Annotated in this window: 18 protein-coding genes; 14 read left to right on the forward strand and 4 right to left on the reverse strand. The window is 64.7% G+C overall.

From position 1 onward, the window contains the following. Window positions 1-176 precede the first annotated feature (176 nt). The 3 genes from ACLL97_RS01870 to bchI are packed head-to-tail and all read right to left on the reverse strand — an operon-like array spanning window position 177 to window position 3,991. Window positions 177-1,049, reverse strand: coding sequence for a DUF3623 family protein (locus ACLL97_RS01870; protein WP_411278774.1), 873 nt, complete (start codon window positions 1,047-1,049; stop codon window positions 177-179). After that, on the reverse strand, window positions 1,042-2,967 hold the full coding sequence (locus tag ACLL97_RS01875; protein WP_411278775.1) for a magnesium chelatase subunit D: 1,926 nt from the start codon (window positions 2,965-2,967) through the stop codon (window positions 1,042-1,044). Before ACLL97_RS01875 ends, ACLL97_RS01870 begins: the two co-directional genes overlap by 8 nt. Next, window positions 2,948-3,991 (reverse strand): magnesium chelatase ATPase subunit I, encoded by a 1,044-nt coding sequence (gene bchI / locus ACLL97_RS01880; RefSeq protein WP_411278776.1) that lies wholly within the window; start codon window positions 3,989-3,991, stop codon window positions 2,948-2,950. The genes ACLL97_RS01875 and bchI overlap by 20 nt, the downstream gene beginning before the upstream one ends. A 148-nt stretch (window positions 3,992-4,139) precedes the next feature. Here bchI and ACLL97_RS01885 point away from each other — a divergent pair, with 148 nt between their 5' ends. From ACLL97_RS01885 to bchZ, 5 genes are all read left to right on the forward strand, one after another. Further along, window positions 4,140-5,375, forward strand: coding sequence for a methyltransferase (locus tag ACLL97_RS01885; protein WP_411278777.1), 1,236 nt, complete (start codon window positions 4,140-4,142; stop codon window positions 5,373-5,375). Window positions 5,376-5,442: 67 nt separating this feature from the next. Next, entirely contained in the window at window positions 5,443-6,396 is a 954-nt protein-coding gene (gene bchC, locus ACLL97_RS01890; protein ID WP_411278778.1) for a chlorophyll synthesis pathway protein BchC, read from the forward strand. Further along, window positions 6,393-7,409: a chlorophyllide a reductase iron protein subunit X gene (locus ACLL97_RS01895; RefSeq protein ID WP_411278779.1), complete on the forward strand. Its 1,017-nt coding sequence runs from the start codon at window positions 6,393-6,395 to the stop codon at window positions 7,407-7,409. The genes bchC and ACLL97_RS01895 overlap by 4 nt, the downstream gene beginning before the upstream one ends. A gap of 11 nt (window positions 7,410-7,420) precedes the next feature. Then, complete coding sequence (gene bchY, locus ACLL97_RS01900; protein ID WP_411278780.1) at window positions 7,421-9,034, forward strand: chlorophyllide a reductase subunit Y; 1,614 nt, start codon at window positions 7,421-7,423, stop codon at window positions 9,032-9,034. Next, window positions 9,034-10,485 (forward strand): chlorophyllide a reductase subunit Z, encoded by a 1,452-nt coding sequence (bchZ, locus tag ACLL97_RS01905; protein ID WP_411278781.1) that lies wholly within the window; start codon window positions 9,034-9,036, stop codon window positions 10,483-10,485. The genes bchY and bchZ overlap by 1 nt, the downstream gene beginning before the upstream one ends. 231 nt (window positions 10,486-10,716) lie before the next feature. On the opposite strand, the gene bchO is transcribed toward bchZ, so the two are convergent. Next, window positions 10,717-11,586: an alpha/beta fold hydrolase BchO gene (bchO, locus tag ACLL97_RS01910; RefSeq protein ID WP_411278782.1), complete on the reverse strand. Its 870-nt coding sequence runs from the start codon at window positions 11,584-11,586 to the stop codon at window positions 10,717-10,719. A 195-nt stretch (window positions 11,587-11,781) separates the two neighbouring features. On the opposite strand from bchO, the gene pufB reads away from it, so the two are divergent. The 9 genes from pufB (at window position 11,782) to ACLL97_RS01955 (ending at window position 18,995) form a co-directional block, all read left to right on the forward strand. Then, a complete protein-coding gene (gene pufB / locus ACLL97_RS01915; protein ID WP_411278783.1) occupies window positions 11,782-11,919 on the forward strand; it encodes a light-harvesting antenna LH1, beta subunit in 138 nt (45 codons plus the stop codon). Between the two features lie 23 nt (window positions 11,920-11,942). Continuing rightward, the gene (locus tag ACLL97_RS01920) at window positions 11,943-12,113 is read left to right on the forward strand and encodes a light-harvesting protein (RefSeq protein ID WP_309673412.1); all 171 of its coding nucleotides are present in this window, start codon (window positions 11,943-11,945) and stop codon (window positions 12,111-12,113) included. Window positions 12,114-12,197: 84 nt separating this feature from the next. Continuing rightward, on the forward strand, window positions 12,198-12,413 hold the full coding sequence (gene pufA, locus ACLL97_RS01925) for a light-harvesting antenna LH1, alpha subunit (RefSeq protein WP_171225030.1): 216 nt from the start codon (window positions 12,198-12,200) through the stop codon (window positions 12,411-12,413). A gap of 127 nt (window positions 12,414-12,540) precedes the next feature. Further along, entirely contained in the window at window positions 12,541-13,365 is an 825-nt protein-coding gene (gene pufL, locus ACLL97_RS01930; protein ID WP_411278784.1) for a photosynthetic reaction center subunit L, read from the forward strand. 11 nt (window positions 13,366-13,376) lie between these two features. Next, window positions 13,377-14,495: a photosynthetic reaction center subunit M gene (pufM, locus tag ACLL97_RS01935; protein WP_411278785.1), complete on the forward strand. Its 1,119-nt coding sequence runs from the start codon at window positions 13,377-13,379 to the stop codon at window positions 14,493-14,495. Then, a complete protein-coding gene (gene pufC, locus ACLL97_RS01940) occupies window positions 14,492-15,607 on the forward strand; it encodes a photosynthetic reaction center cytochrome PufC (RefSeq protein WP_411278786.1) in 1,116 nt (371 codons plus the stop codon). Before pufM ends, pufC begins: the two co-directional genes overlap by 4 nt. Window positions 15,608-15,846: 239 nt before the next feature. Then, complete coding sequence (locus ACLL97_RS01945) at window positions 15,847-16,488, forward strand: vWA domain-containing protein (protein ID WP_411278787.1); 642 nt, start codon at window positions 15,847-15,849, stop codon at window positions 16,486-16,488. Window positions 16,489-16,492: 4 nt separating this feature from the next. After that, a complete protein-coding gene (locus ACLL97_RS01950; RefSeq protein WP_411278788.1) occupies window positions 16,493-17,530 on the forward strand; it encodes a PP2C family serine/threonine-protein phosphatase in 1,038 nt (345 codons plus the stop codon). Window positions 17,531-17,570: 40 nt separating this feature from the next. Beyond that, entirely contained in the window at window positions 17,571-18,995 is a 1,425-nt protein-coding gene (locus ACLL97_RS01955) for a protein kinase domain-containing protein (RefSeq protein ID WP_411278789.1), read from the forward strand. Window positions 18,996-19,014 lie beyond the last annotated feature (19 nt).

A 19,014-nucleotide genomic window follows, 5' to 3' on the forward strand; every position in this document is an offset into this window, starting at 1 on the left:
TCGTTCGCGCTCGACATCTCGGCGCCGGTCCCCGTCTCGCTGACCCTCATCGCTGTAGTCGTCTCGGTCGGAATCGGGATCATGTTTGGGATGGTGCCAGCCCGTCGGGCGGCCAAACTGGACCCGATCGAGTCACTCCGCTACGAGTAGCGAGCCGTCGCGCGTTGGCGCTTGGCTTAGTAGCCGCGGACTGCCAGAAATGCGTCCCAGAACGGCAAGGACACGGGCATGCCGAGCACCGCCAGCTCCAGCACGCCGAGCACACCAAGCACCGACAGCAGCATCATGCCTTGGCGGCGCAGCGGCGATCGATCGCGGAGGGCATGAACGATCGTGCGCAACGTGAAGAGCAGCAGCAGGGCGACAGAGATTGGCAACAACCAACTGTTGCGCTGCGGACCGAAGTACGACTCGAGGTAGGTGAGCGGCTGGGGAAAGAAGCCGCGCCCTGGATTCTCGACGCCGAAGAAGATGTTGATACTGGCCGCCTGGTGTGTCGCCCAGAAGAGCACCAGCGCCCACCAGCCGGCGCGATTCGCGCGTCGCGCCGTGAGCACGCCGGTAATGGCGAGGACCGCCAGCATCGCGAGTTGATACCAGAACATCGACAACACCGCGCGCACCGCCAACGACCAACTCGGCGACTCCGCTGGAATCGGCACCATCAACGACGTCGGCCCCACTAGCCACCCACCGTAGAAAGCAACCTGCACCCACGTCCACAGGAACGCCGCGCCAAGAAACGTGCGGCGCGCACCCGATGCGGTCCCGCGATCACGCTCCAGGTAGAGCAGCCACGCGCCCCACACCGCCATCGCACTCGCCAGCACCAGACCAAGCAGGCGCGTGCCAGGCGACCGCTCGAGCGCGAAGATCACCCCCGTCGCGCTCCACCAAAAAAACACGACCACCACCAGCGAGCGCAACGCCACGCGAAGCGTGGTGTCGCGCGTGGCGATATCGGTATCGTGCAGCATGGACGGATGTCGTACGCGCACCAGCGATTGCCACGGCCAGGCCGTCCGGTTCACCACCGGTGTCTCATGCACGGTCGGACCCCTCGGCGAGTTGCATCGCGGTACGTACCAGTCCGCCAAGTGCCGTAGCGTTGGCCGCCGGCAAGAGCACATACCGTGCGCGCATCGCCTCCGCGACACGGCGCGCCACCGGCTCGCCGCGCGACGACGTATCCACGAACAGTGCCGGAATGTTCTGTTGCGCAAAGCGCGCGCTCGCCATCAAGGCATCGCGCTCTGCGCCCGGACGTCCAGGCGCTCCATCGCGCGCAATGTTGGCGCGACCGTCGGTTAGCATCACGACCAACGGTGCGCTCCCGGCACGTTTGACGGCCAGTGCCTGATCGAGCGCCGCTTCGATCGCATGCGCCAGCGGTGTGCCTCCGCCGCCCGGCAAGGCCGCCAACACTTTCTTCGCGCGCGCCAGGGCACGTGTCGGCGGCAGCAATAGTTCGGTACCGTGTCCTCTGAACGCGATCAGGCCCACGCGATCACGCCGCGCATAACTCTCCGCGAGGAGCCGTTCGATCGCGCCCTTCGCCTCAGCGAGACGGTTCAAGGCTGACGACCCCGAGGCATCAACCACGAACAACACCGTCGTGCCGGTCTTCTCGATGAAGCGACGAATGCGGAAATCCTCGCGGCGGATGTTCACGCGCGGACGCGCCGTAGTCGGCGATATGGATTGCGCTGCGTCCTGCGGTGCGGATTGCGCAGCCATCTGTGCCGCGTGCATGAGTCGCGCGCGTTGCCAAGGGGCGGCCGCACGCAACGTCTCCAAGAGGTGCAGGCGCGAGCCACCGCGAGGCAGTCCGCTGCGCGCGCCGCGCGGACGGCCTCGCAGCATGTTCTGCCTCTCGGCGCCCACGCGACCCTGCGTAGTGCCGCCGTTGACTTTCTCCAGCAACTGCGCGAGCATCCCCGGCGGCAGCGCCGACGTTACGGCTTCGCGCAGCACGTCGAGGCTACTCGATGGCGGTGTGGGGCGATCGTGGTCCGAGTCGGTATCGGGCGGGTCCGACGCTTCGCTTGCCCCATCGGCCTCGCGGTCCATGGCAGGGGGCGATGGAGATTGCGTAGTTGGCAAGGGCTCGCTCGCCGCCTCTTGGTCGCTGTCCGGTTCCTTGTCGTTGGCCGGCTCCTCGGGCGGGCGCGGCAGCCGCGTCGCGCGCGGGGCCAGCACGAGCGCCGCCGCCACCTCGGCGTCGGCCTCGATAATCATAAGCCGGCCGTGCAACGCCGCATGCGCCCGCGCACAGCGCAGCGCCATCAGTGGCGCGCGCACGGCGTCGATGCCGAAGGCATCCGCGGTTTCGCACAGCGCCACGATCCACGATTCGTCGACACTCACCGACATCAGCCGATGTCGCGCGTCACGCGCCTGACGCTCCCACGACGCGACGGCGAGTTCATCGGTCTCATCGAGCAGCGCATCAGCGGCCGCAGCGCTTAACCGTACGAGGAACGCCAACCGATCGCGCAGCGCATCATGCACCGACTCGTCGCCGACGGACTCGTCCATCACGATGGCGCAGATCCGCGCGGCGTGACGCGCCGCGATACCATCTCGAGCGACCTGCACCTCAGCCTGATCGAGGACCGCACACAACGCCGTGCGCGCTGCGACCGAGAGGCGTTCGGCCATCGGCACCACGATCACGCCACCGTCGGCCGCCGCCAGTACCCCTCGTTCCGCCACGAGCTTTCCGGTGGAGAGCGTGGCCGCGAGATCGACACCGCCGTACAATCGATCAGGCGTCACGCTCGACGGCACGCGTCGCAGCGGCGCGCCGTTGGGAAGCGCGCGCTGCACCAGCAACGAAAACGCACGCGCCTGTTCGTGCAGTGGATGGTCGAGCATCGCGCCACCCAGTCCGCGCGCATCGACCGCCAGCAACAACGCTGTCAGCGCCGGGCCTCCGCGCGGAAGATCAGCGGGTGGCGACGACATCGCCCCACAGCTCGGCGATGGCACGCTCCACACGAGTCGTCGACCCGGCATCGTCGAGCACATTCCGGCGCAGGCGGTGACGGAGCGCCATCGGCGCGATCCGGCGAAGGTGGGCAAGCGTCACTTCGTGGTCGCCCTCGTACGCCGCCATCGCGCGCGACGTACGCAGCAGCGTGAGCTCGCCGCGCAATCCGTCGGTGCCAAGCTGCGAGCAAAGCGTCGCGGCGCGCTCGAGCACCGCGTCCGATACGACCAGGGCATCGAGTCGCGCGCGCGCCTTCTCGAGATGACGGCGCACTTTCGCGTCGGCTTTGTGCCAGTGCGTCATGAACGCCACCGGATCGCGATCGAATGCGTCGCGTCGCTTGATGACGTCGATGCGCGTCGCGATTACCGTCGGCGTGCGCACGTCGACCGCGAGGCCGAAACGATCGAGCAGCTGGGGGCGCAACTCTCCCTCTTCCGGATTCCCACTGCCGACCAGCACGAAGCGTGACGGATGGCGAATGCTCACGCCCTCACGCTCCACCACGTTCTCGCCGGTGGCGGCGGCGTCGAGCAACAGATCGACGAGGTGATCCTCCAGCAGGTTCACTTCGTCGACATACAAAAAACCGCGATGGGCGCGGGCCAGCAGGCCGGGCTCGAAGGCCTTCTCGCCCGTGGTGAGCGCCTTTTCAAGATCGAGGGCACCGACCACACGATCTTCGGTGGCCCCCAACGGAAGGTCGACAACCGGGACCGGGGCGAGCACCGACTTGGAGGGAACGCCGGCCACCGCCCTGGCCTGACATTCATCGCAGCGAGCACCGTTGGCCTGCGGATCACAGCCGTACCGGCAGCCGGCCACCACTTTCATGGGGGGCAGTAGCCCGGCGAGGGCGCGCACGGCGGTCGACTTGCCGGTGCCACGATCGCCGAAAACCATGACCCCACCGATAGTGGGGTCAACGGCCACCAGCAGCAACGCCAGCTTCATCTCATCCTGGCCCACGATCGCGCTAAACGGAAATACCGGTCGCATGCTGACTCAAAAAGGTTCGTGGTGAGGCCATGCATGGGCCAATCCACCGTTCCCGAGGATAGGATCGGGGACTCGGCGTCGCAAGAGCTTTACGCCTCATGTGTACACTTTTCTTGACACTCCAGTTTTCTCTGCTTATCGTCGGCCCGTGAACCCTTCCGAGCAGGCCCTGACGGCACCGCAGGCACCGGCCATGACCGCCGACCGCGCCAAAACGCCAATTGACGCCCAGTCCGCCACTAGAGTGCGCCCGCTGGCGGCTACGCCACCCCCCGCCTGGCACGAGCGCATTCGCGACCGGTTCAATGCTCTCGTGGCGACAGACCGATTCCAGCGGTGGAGCGCCCGATTCCCGCTTACCCGACCGGTGACGCTGAGACGGTCCCGCGCGCTCTTCGACCTCGTCTCCGGCTTTGTCTACACGCAGACGCTGCTGGCATGCGTCGAACTCGACCTCTTTGCCTATCTGGCCGGGGGCGCCCGGACGATCGAGGAGATCGCCGAGCATACGAACCTGTCGCGTGCGAGCACGGAACGGTTACTCAACGCCGCGGTCTCACTCCGCCTCACGATGAAGCGGCGCCACGGACGGTACGCCCTCGGCGCGCTGGGTGCCCCGCTGGTGGGCAACACCGGCGTTCTGGCGCTCATCCGCCACCACCGGATGGCATACCAGGATCTCAGCGATCCGGTGGCCCTGCTGCGACAGGGCGCGGATTTCCGCACGGAACTCTCCCGGTACTGGTCATACGCTGACGCCCCGCGCCCCCAGCAGATCGACGATGCGCGCGTGGCCGCGTACTCGGAGATCATGGCCGATACGCTCCCGCCCGTCGCCAACGACGTGCTCGACGCCTACGACCTGTCCAAGCATGCGTGCCTACTCGACGTCGGCGGCGGCGAAGGCGTCTTCCTCTCGTTGGTCGGCGCGCGGCACGCCAACCTTCAGCTCCGGCTGTTCGATCTCCCGGCGGTCGCATCGCGGGCGAAGGCGCGACTTGGCCGTGCGGGATTGGGCGATCGCGTGGAATGCCACGGCGGCAACTTCCACGCCGATGCGCTGCCCGCCGGCGCCGACGTGATCTCGCTGGTGCGCGTGCTCCTCGATCACGACGATGAGTCGGTGCTGCGCCTGCTCAAGGCGGTTCGAGCGGCCCTGCCCAGCGGTGGCGTCTTGCTGATCGCCGAGGCGATGGCCGGCGTCCGCGGCGCGGAAACGGTAGGCGACGCTTACTTCTCGTTCTATCTGATGGCAATGGGGAAAGGTCGAGCTCGGCGCGCTTCCGAGCTCCACCAGATGTTGCAGGCGGCTGGATTCAAGCGGAGCCGGGAGCTCTCGACCCGCTTTCCGATCCAGACCGGACTGATCGTCGCCGAAGTCTGACCTCGAATCCCGAATAGGATCATATAGAATATTGACAGTATGAGGTGTCAACTACACGTTACACCTCGTGAAGACCCTCGCCGTCGTATTCGAACAACCGGAACAGCTGTCCGTCCGTTCGCTGGAGCTTGTCGCGGCGACGGATGCGGACGTGATCGTAGAGATGCGCTGGTCGGGCATCAGCACGGGCACCGAGAAGCTGCTCTTTACCGGTCGAATGCCGCCCTTTCCCGGGTTAGGCTACCCCCTCGTCCCAGGATATGAAGGAGTCGGCGCCGTCGTTCAGGCGGGCGCCGATTCCGGGCGCGATGTCGGCCAGCTGGTGTATGTGGCGGGATCGCGCGGATTCACCGAGGCCCGCGGACTCTTCGGCGGACAAGCCGCGCGCGTCGTCGTGCCTGGCGCCAAAACGATCGTGCTGCGTGATGAGCTGGGCGAACAGGGTACGCTCTTCGCGCTGGCGGCCACCGCTCATCACGCTCTGGGCGACGACCCGATGGCCCACCCCGAACAGCTACCCGAGCTCATTGTGGGGCACGGCGCTCTCGGCCGGCTCATTGCGCGTCTCGTGGTGCGGTACGGCGCGCCGGCACCAACAGTATGGGAAACGAATCCCATTCGCATGGACGGCGCACGTGGCTACCCCGTGGTGCACCCCGACGACGACCCGCGGCGAAACTACCGCACGATTTGCGATGTGAGCGGGGCCGATGGCCTCCTCGACACGTTGATCGCACGGCTCGCGCCGGGCGGCGAGATCTGCCTCGCGGGCTTTTACACCGTACCGGTGCAGTTCACCTTCCCGCCCGCGTTTCTCCGCGAAGCGCGCTTTCGCATTGCGGCGCAATGGAAAGAGCAGGACCTACGCGCCATCGCGGATTTCGCGAATGGCGGCTCGCTCGACTTGGATGGACTCATCACGCACCGCGAGCCCGCGGCGCGTGCCGCCGACGCCTATGCCACAGCGTTCGGTGATCCCCGTTGCGTCAAGATGATCCTCGACTGGAGAACGGTTGCATGAGTGACAACGGTACCAGCTCCGCCAACGGCGCCCTGCATGACTTGCACTCGAGTGTGCGCGCTGAAGCCGCCGCCGCCCCCGACGCGGTGCATACCGGACCGGTGACGAAAGAAACGCAGATCATCGCGATCTACGGAAAGGGTGGCATCGGCAAGAGCTTCTCGCTCGCGAACCTTTCCTACATGATGGCGCAGCAAGGCAAGAAGGTGCTGCTCATCGGCTGCGATCCCAAGAGTGACACCACGTCGCTGCTCTTCGGAGGACGCGCCTGCCCCACGATCATTGAAGTCTCGTCGCGCCTCAAGCTCGCTGGTCAGCAGGTGTCCATCAGCGACGTCTGCTTCAAGCGTGATGGCGTATTTGCGATGGAGCTCGGCGGGCCTGAAGTGGGACGCGGTTGCGGAGGACGCGGTATTATTCACGGCTTCGAAATTCTCGAGAAGCTTGGCTTCCATGAATGGGGCTTCGACTTCGTACTGCTCGACTTCCTGGGCGACGTGGTGTGCGGTGGCTTCGGATTGCCGATCGCGCGCGACATGTGTCAGAAGGTGATCGTCGTGGGCTCGAACGACCTGCAGTCGCTGTACGTGGCCAACAACGTGTGCTCGGCGGTGGAGTACTTCCGCAAGCTGGGCGGCAACGTGGGCGTGGCCGGCATTCTGATCAACAAGGACGACGGCACCGGTGAAGCGGCAGCGTTCGCGGAGAAGGTAGGCATCCCGATTCTGGCGAAGGTTCCGGCGAACGACGATATCCGCAAGAAGAGCGCGAACTACGAGATCATCGGTTTCCCCGGTGGCGAGTGGGGCCCGCTGTTCGGCGAGCTGGCGCAAGCGGTAGCCGATGCGCCGCCCGTGCGCCCGAAGCCGCTCACGCAAGACGAACTGCTCGGCCTGTTTGCGGCCAGTCAGGTCGGTGGCAACGTGGTGCTCGAACCGGCCACAATGTTCGACCTCGTGGGTCGTGAAGATGTCACGAAGCCGTCGCTCGAAGTCGTGTACGACACCGTCTGAGCGGAATCGATATGAGCAACCATTCCAGCGGCGAAATCGTGTATGATGACGCGGGCAGCACGCCCACGGCCAACGACACCGACCAGCCCACGTCGCGCGCGTTGCCCGTGCTCGACAGCAGCGCGATCACTACGGCAGCGACCGCGGCCGACGGACTTGGATGTCACGCCGGTGCCAGCGAAATGCTGGCGGCCGCGAAGGCCGCGGGAAAGAGCGAAACACTCGACCGCTACGCTGCCGACTATCCGAAGGGTCCGCATGATCAGCCGCAGAGCATGTGTCCCGCGTTCGGCTCGCTGCGTGTCGGTCTTCGGATGCGCCGCACGGCGACGATTCTCTCTGGTTCCGCCTGTTGCGTCTACGGACTCACGTTCACGTCGCACTTTTACGGCGCGCGACGAACGGTCGGCTACGTGCCATTCAACTCCGAAAGCCTCGTCACCGGCCAGCTGTTCGAAGACATCCGCGATGCGGTGTTCAAGATGGCCGATCCTGCGCTCTACGATGCCATCGTGATCACGAACCTGTGCGTGCCGACGGCGTCGGGAGTACCGCTGCAGTTGCTGCCAAAAGAGATCAACGGGGTGCGCATCATCGGCATCGACGTGCCGGGGTTTGGTGTGCCCACGCACGCTGAAGCGAAGGACGTGTTGGCCGGTGCGATGTTGCGCTATGCACGAACAGAAGCGGAGCTCGGCCCAGTCGCGGCGCCGCGCGCTGGCGTGAGCGGCAAGCCGACCATCACATTGGTGGGCGAGATGTTCCCGGCCGACCCCATGGGGATCGGCATGATGCTGGAGCCGATGGGCCTCGCCGCCGGACCCGTGGTACCAACGCGTGAATGGCGCGAACTGTACGCCGCGCTCGACTGCGTCGGCGTGGCGGCGATTCATCCGTTCTACACTGCGTCGTTTCGCGAATTCACGGCGGCCGGCCGGCCCATCGTGGGCTCGGCTCCCGTGGGCTACGACGGCACCGAAGGGTGGCTCGAAGCGATCGGTCAGATGGCCGGTGTGTCGCGCGAGCACATTGATGCGTCGAAGAACAAATTCCTTCCGGCCATCAAGGGTGCTCTCGCCAAGATGCCGATCAAGGGACGCATCACGATGTCGGGCTACGAAGGATCGGAGCTGCTCGTGGCGCGCTTGCTCGTCGAGAGTGGCGCCGATGTGCGCTACGTCGGAACGGCGTGCCCGCGTACGCCGCATAGTGAGGCCGACCGTGAGTGGCTCGCGGCGCGCGGCATTCACGTGCAGTATCGCGCGTCGCTGGAACAGGACCTCGCGGCGATGCACGAGTTCAAGCCCGACCTCGCCATCGGCACCACGCCAGTGGTGCAGAAAGCAAAGGAGCTCTCGATCCCGTCGCTGTACTTCACGAATCTGATTTCAGCGCGTCCGCTGATGGGCCCCGGCGGTGCCGGCTCACTGGCCACGGTGGTGAACTCCGCGCTCGGCAACAAGTCGCGCTTCAACGAGATGAGCGCATTCTTCGACGGCGTCGGCACCGGCTTCGCCAGCGGCGTGTGGGAAGACGTGCCGAAGGACCACCCGGATTTCCGAGACCACTACAAGCGCCACCTCGCCAAGCTGGCGAAGGCGCGCAAGGCGCAGGAGATGATCTGATGTTGGTGCTCGATCATGATCGCGCCGGTGGCTATTGGGGCGCGGTGTACGTGTTCACCGCGATCAAGGGATTGCAGGTCGTCATCGACGGCCCGGTCGGCTGCGAGAATCTTCCGGTCACGTCGGTGCTGCACTACACCGACGCGCTCCCCCCGCACGAGCTACCCATTGTCGTCACCGGACTCGGCGAAGACGAGCTCGGACGAAACGGCACCGAAGGCGCGATGCGCCGCGCGCACAAGACGCTCGATCCGGAACTTCCGGCCGTTGTCGTCACGGGCTCCATTGCCGAGATGATCGGCGGTGGTGTGACACCGGAAGGCACGAACATTCAGCGCTTTCTGCCGCGCACGATTGACGAAGATCAGTGGCAGGCCGCGGAACGCGCGTTGTACTGGCTGTGGACCGAATACGGTCTCAAGAAAGGCATTGCGCCGAAGCGTCGTGAGAAGAAGGAGGGCGACAGACCGCGCGTGAACATCGTGGGCACGATTTACGGGTACTTCAATTCGCCGAGTGATCTGGCGGAGATTCGCCGGCTGGTGGAAGGGATCGGCGCCGACGTGAACATGGTGTTCCCGATGGGTAGTCACCTCGAGGAAGTGCCGCGGCTGATCGATGCCGATGTAAACGTGTGCCTGTATCGCGAGTTCGGGCGCATGCTGTGCGAAGCGTTGGAGCGTCCCTATCTGCAGGCACCGATCGGACTGCACAGCACGACCAAGTTTTTACGCACGCTCGGCGAGATGCTGGGGCTCGACCCCGAGCCGTTCATCGAGAAGGAGAAGCACACGACGATCAAGCCGTTGTGGGATCTCTGGCGCAGCGTCACACAGGACTTCTTCGGCACCGCCAGCTTCGCGATCGTGGCGAACGAAACGTACGCCCGCGGCGTGCGCCATTTTCTGGAGACGGAAATGGGCATGCCGTGCACCTTTGCGTTCTCGCGCCGTCCGGGAGTGAAGCCCGACAATCAGGCCGTACGCGAGGCGATACGGACAACGCCTCCGCTCATCATGTTTGGCAGCTACAACGAGCGGATGTACATGGCGGAGTTGGGCTCGCGCTCGATGTACGTCCCGGCGTCGTTTCCAGGCGCGATTATTCGGCGCCATCTGGGAACGCCGTTCATGGGCTACTCGGGCGCCACGTACCTGATTCAGGAGGTATGCAACCAGCTGTTCGACGCGCTGTTTCATATCCTGCCCTTAGGCACGGAGATGGACAAGATCGACGCCACGCCCGCGCGCCTGCACCAGGAACTGCCGTGGGACGATGAGGCGAAGAGCGCCTTCGACGAGATCGTCGAGACCTATCCGATTCTGATCCGCATCAGCGCCGCGAAGCGCCTGCGAGACGTATCGGAAAAGGATGCCCGTGAACTCGGCGATAGCGTCGTGACACGCGATCACGTGCTCGCCTCGCGCCGCAGTCTCGTCGGCGTCGGGTAAGTCAGCCGTAGCCGTAGGCGCTGACAGCTAAAAGCCGGGGAGGGCAAACGAATGTTAGCCCTCCCCGCTCTTGCTTTTGAGCGCTCTTGCTTTTGTACGCTCTTGCTTTTGTACGCTTTTGCTTTTGTACGCTCTTGCTTTTGTACGCTTGTGCTTTTGTACGCTTGTGGTTCTTCCCGCCGTTGATTCCTAGCGCTGTTGATTCCTAGCGCCGTTAATTCCTAGCGCCGTTCAGCAGTCCCCCCCCGCTATCCACCCCGCCGCCTGTTCCCCATCCTCCTCCATCAACAGGTGCCCTCCGTCCTCCACTCGATACGTCGCCCCGCGCACACTCGCCACCGCCCGCCGCAGCGGCGCCTCCGGTACCCACCGATCGCGCCGCCCGGCGATGACCTCGAGCGGGGTGTCCAGCGTAGCGAGATCGCGCATGAGTGCGGGCAGATCCCAGCGCGACATCATCGCCAGCGCGGCATGCACGTGCGTCGGCATACGACAGAGCAGCTCATAGCGCGCCAGCTGTATGGGTGTGAGCGGACTTCCGGTGCCTTCCAGCATCGCGCGGAGAATTCGGCTGCCGGAAGCCAGCTTGGCTGCGGCGAGTGCCGCCGCATCGCGCTCGACGATCGATCCGATGATCGGCGCAATCAAGCGCACATACCACGCTGGCGGGGCCACCAGGGCCGCGCACACCCCAACGATCCGAGTGGGAGCGATGCCGCGCTGCAGGGCCATGCGCAGCAGGACCGGAACACCGGCCGAGTGCCCGGCGGCAATCGTCGGCTGGAGAGACAGGGTATCGAGCAGCTGCTGGACGGCGCGGGCCATACCGTCGATGGTGTACACATTTCGCGCGCGTTCTACGGATGGCGGCACCGCGGTGAATCCATGACCAGGCAAATCGGGCGAAATGACCGTAAACTGTCGCGCTAGCGCGGCTGCGCATTCGCCCCATGAGTGTGTGCTGCCACCCGTTCCATGCACTAGCAACACGACGGGGCCGGATCCCTGCTGCTGAAAGTGCCAGCGAATCCCATCGAGCTCGAGCAAGCGGGAATGTTCACGGTGTGGCCAATCTGAGGGCGGATCGAGGAGGGGCGACACGGTTCTTTAAGGGGATAAATCGGTGCGGAATGAGCCAACTCTGGGAAACTTACCCTGAAACCGTAAATTCTTCTTGACGCTTTGAAGTGTAAGGTCCAGTTTACACCCGTCAACCGAAGGTCGTTGGCCGAGACAGTCACAGATCGGCACCCCCGCCGCGCGGGTCGAGCGCGGCAACACGCATTCTCCGGAGGCATGATGTCGGAAAAGGGCGGAATGACCGAGGACGAGGCCCGGCGTTTTCACGGATACTTCGTGACCGGTACCCTCGGCTACATCATCGTTGCTGCAGTCGCGCATTTCCTTGCGTGGCAGTGGCGTCCGTGGTTCTAACCCTCTGATTCGGAGCACGACTGATGCACAGAATCTGGCAGGGCATGGATCCCCAGATCATCATGAGTGGCCTCGGATTTTTCCTGGCTGGCATGGCGCTGATCATCCACATGTGGGCCTACAGCATTACGGGTTGGCCGAAGTACAAGAAGGCGCAGTACAACGCGCAGACGCCTCCGACAGCGGTCCGCTGACCTCCTTGTCAGCCTGACCCCTGCTGCGTGACGGTAGCCGCCGTCATGGTGGAAGGGCTCCAACACCTTCTCTCGAGGTTTTTTATGCACCGCATTTGGTTGATGTTTGACCCCCGCCGCGTGATGGTCGCCATGGTTGGCTTCCTGGCCGTGCTCGCGCTGGTCATTCACTTCATCCTGCTCAGCTCACAGCGCTATTCGTGGATCGAGAATGGCACGTTGTCTGCTGCTCAGGCGCCCGTCGGGGCATCGGCGCCAGCCGCTGCGGCGGAAATGTCGCCGCTTCCGCCGGGCCGATAATTCGTCGCGCGTCGTAGCCGGGATGGCGCATCGCACGTGTCAGTGCGACGCCATCCCCGGCCGACGCCAGCGCGTTGGACCCTCCCCCCCCCGCTCGTCCTTCTCTGCACGTCTGGAGATATCGCCAATGGCGATGCTGAGCTTTGAAAAGAAATACCGTGTCCGCGGTGGAACGCTGATCGGCGGAGATCTCTTCGATTTCTGGTTCGGTCCCTTCTACGTGGGCTTCTTCGGGGTCACGACGATCTTCTTCGTCGTACTCGGCACGCTCTTGTGCGTGTGGGGTGCGGCCATGGGACCGACGTGGAACCTCTGGCAGATCAGTATTGCCCCACCCGATCTCAAGTACGGTTTGGGGCTTGCCCCGCTCCGGGAAGGCGGGCTGTGGCAGATCATCACTTTGTGTGCGCTCGGCGCCTTCGGTAGTTGGGCATTGCGTCAAGCCGAGATCAGTCGAAAGCTCGGCATGGGCATGCACATCCCTTGGGCGTACGGCGGTGCCGTCCTCGCCTATGCGACACTCGTCGTTTTCCGTCCGCTGCTGCTTGGCGCATGGGGACACGGCTTCCCGTACGGGATCTTCTCGCACCTGGATTGGGTGTCGAACGTGGGGTACCAGTACCTCCACTTCCACTACAATCCGGCGCACATGATCGCGGTGACCTTCTTCTTCACCAACTGCCTCGCCTTGGCGATGCACGGATCGCTGATCCTGTCGGTGACGAATCCCCAAAAGGGCACGCCCGTCGGGACGAGCGAAACCGAAAACGTTTTCTTCCGCGACCTGCTCGGCTACTCGATCGGCGCGATCGGCATCCATCGGCTCGGCCTGTTCCTCGCGGTCGGCGCAGCGGTTTGGAGTGCGATCTGCATCGTGATCTCCGGCCCCTTTTGGACGAAGGGCTGGCCTGAGTGGTGGAATTGGTGGCTCAATCTTCCGATCTGGCGCTGAGGCGAGGGCACATGCTCGAATATCAGAACCTCTTCACGCGCGTCCAGGTCCGGACCGTTCCCGAAGCCGGCATTGAGATCGACGAATCGACTGGGACGCGCTACGGCACCGGAACATTCTCCTATCTCGCCGGCAAGTTCGGCGACGCGCAGATCGGCCCGATTTATCTCGGGTGGGCGGGCGTGCTCTCGCTCATCTTCGGCTTCATGGCCTTCGAGATCATCGGGCTCAACATGTGGGCCTCGGTGGGCTGGGATCCGGTGGAGTTTATCCGCCAGCTCCCGTGGTTGGCTCTCGAACCGCCGCCGCCCCAGTATGGCCTCCGTGTGCCCCCGCTCGCTCAGGGTGGGTGGTACCTGATGGCTGGCTTCTTCCTGACGATCAGCATCCTGCTCTGGTGGGTTCGCGTATATCGTCGAGCGCGCGCCCTCAACATGGGCACGCACCTCCCGTGGGCCTTTGCCAGCGCGATCTTTCTGTACTCCACGTTCTTCTTCCAGCCACTGCTCGTCGGCAGCTGGAGCGAGATGGTTCCCTTCGGAATCTTCCCGCATCTGGACTGGACGTCGGCGTTCTCGATTCGCTACGGCAACCTGTACTACAATCCGTTCCACGCCCTCTCCATCGCTTTTCTGTACGGCTCCGCGGTCCTGTTTGCGATGCACGGCGCCACCATCTTGGCGGTGGCCCGGTTGGGTGGTGAACGCGAGATCGAGCAGATCACCGATCGTGGTACTGCCGCCGAGCGTTCGATGCTGTTCTGGCGCTGGACGATGGGCTTCAATGCCACGATGGAATCGATCCACCGTTGGTCGTGGTGGTTTGCCGTGCTCACGACGTTCACCGGCGGCATCGGCATTCTGCTCACCGGCACCGTCGTCGACAACTGGTACCTCTGGGGCGTGAAGCACGGCCTCGTGGCACCCTACCCGGCGAACAATGCCCTCACGGAAGAACAACAGCAGCTGTTGCGCGGTCGCTATCAGGGTACGGCTCCGGATTCGTTTCCGTCGTACGTCGCACCGCAGCCCGCGATGATGCTCGACTCGACCGCCCTGATGGCTCCGGCGGACTCGATGACGGCGGATTCGACGAGGGTCGATTCCACGACCGCGAGGAAGACGCCATGAGCATGTTTCGACGAACGATCGGCGTGGTGGCCCCGCTCGCCCTGTTTTCTCTGGGGGCGTGCGGCGACACGCAAACGGATTCGGTGCAGGTCGGGTATCGCGGCACTGGCATGGAGCAGAACTACGACCATGGTGACCTGAAGGCGAAGTTCGCGCAGGTGAAGCTTCCCACACCGCTCCCGCCCGCGGGCGAGTCGCCGCCGGGTCCGCTCCCGTGGCAGAACGTGCAGGTGCTGAATGACATTTCCGTCGCCGAATTCAACCGAACGATGGTGGCGATGAGCACCTGGGTGGCCGGAACCGGTAACTGTGCGTACTGCCACAACATCGCCAACTTCGCGTCGGACACCTTGCCCACCGGCAAGCCGCTCTACACCAAGCTTGTGGCCCGTCGCATGCTACAGATGACCCGCCAGATCAACGGCCAGTACTCGCAGCATGTCAAGAACACCGGCGTGACCTGCTACACTTGTCACATGGGCAAGCCGCTGCCGAACGGCCTGTGGTTCTACTCGAGTCAGACGGACTATCTGCGGCATTATCTCGACCGCGATGGTGCACGCGTTGTGTCGCAGTCGATGGCGCCGACGAACATGAATCGCAGCTCGGTGAAGCAGACGGAGTGGACGTACGCGCTCATGATCAGCCAGTCCAAGTCGCTGGGTGTCAACTGCACGTACTGCCACAACACCCGTCAGTTCGCCAGCTGGACGCAAGCACCACCGGCTCGCGTGACCGCGTACCACGGCATTCTCATGCTCCGTGACGTGAACCAGAACTACTTGTCGCCGTTGCAGCCGGTGTATCCATCGGTGCGCCTCGGCGTTCAGGGCGATGCGCCGAAAGCCCAGTGCGTGACGTGCCATAACGGCAACTACAAGCCGCTGTACGGTGCGCAGATGGTGAAGGACTATCCGGCCCTCTGGGGTCGTGCAGATTGGAACGGCGTACCCTTCAAGGGACTCACGCCGACGGTGGACACCACGTCTACCGCGGCACCGGTCTCTCCTGCCGCGGCACCGGTTCCGGCGGTGAAACGCAGCAGTGCGCGAACCGTTCCAACGCCCTCCGCCGCAAGCGGAGCGGCTGGCAACCTGAACGCACCGAAGTAGCGCGCTGTTTTTCACACTCCGCGCACAGGGTCCCGGGCCCACCGCGCGACCACCCCCGTAGTGCCGACTTGGTACTACGGGGTTTCGCGTCCGACGCGACTCCAATGGCATCCGGGTCGCCGGTCCGAGACGTAGAGTTCACTGCTGGGTTTACGAAACCTCCGTCGCGTCCTCCGCATTCACTACTGGAAAGGCTGTCAACCGGCCGCCCCACCTCCGCCCTTCGAGCGAGCATTCCTGTGTCCACCCGTCGCCTTCCCGTCTACATCCTCGCCGACGTTTCCGGCTCGATGCAGGGTACCCCCATCGAGTCCGTGAAGTCCGGGATCCGGCAGCTCCATCGCGACCTGCTCGGTGATCCGCAGGCCATCGAGAGCGCCTACCTGTCGGTGCTGACGTTCTCGAGCTCCGCACAGCAGATCGTGCCGCTCACCGAAGTCGCGATGTTCAATCCGCCGGAGCTGCAGGCCAGCGGCCCAACGAATTTCGGCGACGGACTGCGCCTGCTGCTCGAAGTGTTCGAGCGTGAGCTGGTGCGCACCACCGCCGACCAGAAAGGCGACTGGCGTCCGCTGGTCTTCATCCTCTCCGACGGCGCTCCTACCGACGTGGACTGGCCCGTGTATGCGCAGCAACTGCGTGAACGTCGCCCGGCCAACATCATTGCCGTTGCCTGTGGCGACCAGGCCGATGTCGAAGCGCTCAAGCAAGTCACCGAGACCGTGATCCAGATGCAGGACATGTCCCCCGATGCGTTCAAGGCGTTCTTCCGCTTCGTTTCGGCCTCGGTGAAGCAGACGAGTGCGAAGGTTGGTGCCATGGGTGACGGCGGAGGCATCACACTGCCGCCTCCGCCGCCCGGCATCACCATCGTACCGTAAGCGCGTGTCTGACGAAACATCCGCAGCTGAGACACCCGATAGGCTCGGCCTACCCGTGACACCGGAGCCGCCGCGCCCGTTCTGGACGGTCACGCCGCCGAGCGTGCCGTGGTGCCCTGCGGAATGGAGTGCGCACCTCGATGCGGTCGCACCCGGACTCGTGCGTCCCGACCACAGTGAACCAGTGGCCGACGCGACCGGAATGCGGGCGGCTCGCGACGGCTGGTCACTGCTGGTGGCCTCGCGACGGGGGCGCTTGCATGCGCATCGTGGCGATCATCGTGAAGACGCCGGACAGGTGCTGCTGTTCGATCACGGGTGGTGCGCGGCGGTCGCCGACGGCGCCGGCTCTGCCACGTACAGTCGTCTCGGTGCTTCGATCGCCACCCATGTCGCGACGCACGCCGTGCGCGAGGCCTTGCGACACGGCCTGGCAGATCGCGCGGAGCCGGCGCTGCCAGGTCGCGCGCTGGCGTCGGGCGCCACGGCAGCCAATCACGCGCTGCGGGAGTTCGCCACCCGATGCGGACTCGCGTTGCGCGATCTGCGCACCACGTTGCTGGTCGCGGCGCGACACGGCGACCGCGTCGGCCTGCTGCAGGTCGGCGACGGCGCATCGGCGTTTCTCGACGCCGATGGCACGGTCTCGCAGCCGCTCAGCGGACCGCTCACCGAGTTCTCCGGTGAAGTGGCACACTTCCTCCCGGACGATGGCGCCATCGAACAGCTCGTGCAGTCGCTGGTGGTGCGCGACGCGACACACTGCGCCGCGCTGATTCTGGCCACCGACGGTGTGGAGGATCCGTGGTATCCCTTCACGCGTCACGCCGGCCCGTTGTATACACAGCTGCTGCGTGGCGTGAGCGAGTCGGTCAGCCAGGCCGGCGTCACGTCATCGCATCGCGCTCCGGTGATAAGCGCGCCCGATCCCGTGCACGCGCTGATCGAGTGGCTCGCGTTCGAAAAGCGTGGCGAGAACGACGACCGTACCCTCTGTGTGATCCGTCAGGACGCTGTATCGTGGCCCGCGGGTCGCGCATGAGCCTGAGCATGACGCAGAGTGGCGCGAAGGGGAGCGTCACATGGCGTGCGTGAACTGCCGACTGACCGACGGGCGCATCCTGCAGCTGGAAGACGAACCGGTCGGGACCGGCGCTGAGAAGCGCGTATTCCTCACGCGCGATCGGCAGTATGCGGTGGGCTTCTACTACGGCTCGCTGAGCGATCGCCGTGAGCGCGTAGACCGTCTCACCCGCATTCTCACCAACTACAACCCCACGCTCGCGGCCAGCGGCGCCTATTGGACGCCGTACTACTCATGGCCCGTCGGAATGGTTGACGGAGAACACGCGGTGCCCGTCGAGTTCGTGCGCAGGCAGCAACTGGTATGGCCACCACTCGGCGTGGTGACGCCCACCTATCGCCCAAACTTCTATTTCGTCGACCGCTTCGGCACGAGGCAGGAGAAGGAGGTGCGCTGGTTCACCGGCGGCAAGGCGTCGCAGTTCGTGCCGCAGGCGGAAACCGGTTCATTCCTCACGCGACTGCAGATTGCCGTCCGTTTGGCCCGTGCGGTCCGTCGCCTGCACATGGCGGGGCTCGCGCACGCCGACCTCTCGAACAAGAACGTGTTGGTCGATCTGAAGGGCGGTGACGCCTGCATCATCGATATCGATTCGCTCGTGGTGCCGGGTGTCGCGCCACCATCCGTGCTCGGAACGCCCGGCTACATCGCACCGGAGGTGTTGGCCCACAAGGCGCAACCGTCCATCGCCTCCGACAAACATGCCTTGGCGGTGTTGCTGTACGAGCTGCTGTTGGAACGGCATCCGCTGCAGGGTAAAAAGGTGAACAGCGCGCGATCCGCGGAAGACGACGAAACGCTTTCCATGGGAGCGCAGGCGCTGTTCGTGGAGCATCCGACCGATCGCCGCAATCCGTCGGTGAAGGCGATCGATGTGCCGTTCACGCGACTGGGCCCGGCGTTGGCCAGCTGCTTTACGCGCACCTTCGTGGACGGCTTGCATGCGCCGTCGGAACGGGCCGATGCGGCCGAGTGGGAGTTGGCGTTGTATCGCACGATGCAGCGGATGCATCCGCTGCCATCGGGCAAATGGACGATTGTAGGCGCTGGGCAACCGAACACCTCGCTACGCGGCGACGAACGAATGGCCGGTGCGCCGTTGGTGGTGTCCTTCTGGCGTGAGACCGAGCGCGGCATGGTCGACGAGAAGGATCAGCTCGTACTCTGGCATCACCTCATGCTTCACGACTGGCATCTTGGTCGCGGGACGCTGCCCGACGAGCGCGCCGATCGCACACCGCGCGGCTACGTGGCGCAACAAGGCGGGAAATGGTGGCTGGTGAACACCAGTGACACGACGTGGTATGTCGAGGGCGGTTCGGCCGTCGGCCGCAATGCGTCGGTAGAGTGTGTGAGCGGGCTGTCGTTGCGCATCGGCGACGAGTTGCCGGCGCGCGTGCTGCGACTCGGCCACGTGGGCTGATTCCGACTTCGATATCGAG

The sequence above is a fragment of the Gemmatimonas sp. genome (genome assembly GCF_046594945.1).
Taxonomy (GTDB): domain Bacteria; phylum Gemmatimonadota; class Gemmatimonadetes; order Gemmatimonadales; family Gemmatimonadaceae; genus Gemmatimonas.

Excerpts from the sequence above, each read along its gene's own strand:
- ACLL97_RS01955 (WP_411278789.1), top strand. The coding sequence starts at position 17,571 with ATGGCGTGCGTGAACTGCCGACTGACCGACGGGCGCATCCTGCAGCTG.
- bchI (WP_411278776.1), bottom strand. The coding sequence starts at position 3,991 with ATGCGACCGGTATTTCCGTTTAGCGCGATCGTGGGCCAGGATGAGATG.
- bchZ (WP_411278781.1), top strand. The coding sequence starts at position 9,034 with ATGTTGGTGCTCGATCATGATCGCGCCGGTGGCTATTGGGGCGCGGTG.
- ACLL97_RS01895 (WP_411278779.1), top strand. The coding sequence starts at position 6,393 with ATGAGTGACAACGGTACCAGCTCCGCCAACGGCGCCCTGCATGACTTG.
- pufB (WP_411278783.1), top strand. The coding sequence starts at position 11,782 with ATGATGTCGGAAAAGGGCGGAATGACCGAGGACGAGGCCCGGCGTTTT.
- ACLL97_RS01920 (WP_309673412.1), top strand. The coding sequence starts at position 11,943 with ATGCACAGAATCTGGCAGGGCATGGATCCCCAGATCATCATGAGTGGC.
- pufA (WP_171225030.1), top strand. The coding sequence starts at position 12,198 with ATGCACCGCATTTGGTTGATGTTTGACCCCCGCCGCGTGATGGTCGCC.
- pufM (WP_411278785.1), top strand. The coding sequence starts at position 13,377 with ATGCTCGAATATCAGAACCTCTTCACGCGCGTCCAGGTCCGGACCGTT.
- bchY (WP_411278780.1), top strand. The coding sequence starts at position 7,421 with ATGAGCAACCATTCCAGCGGCGAAATCGTGTATGATGACGCGGGCAGC.
- pufL (WP_411278784.1), top strand. The coding sequence starts at position 12,541 with ATGGCGATGCTGAGCTTTGAAAAGAAATACCGTGTCCGCGGTGGAACG.
- ACLL97_RS01875 (WP_411278775.1), bottom strand. The coding sequence starts at position 2,967 with ATGTCGTCGCCACCCGCTGATCTTCCGCGCGGAGGCCCGGCGCTGACA.
- pufC (WP_411278786.1), top strand. The coding sequence starts at position 14,492 with ATGAGCATGTTTCGACGAACGATCGGCGTGGTGGCCCCGCTCGCCCTG.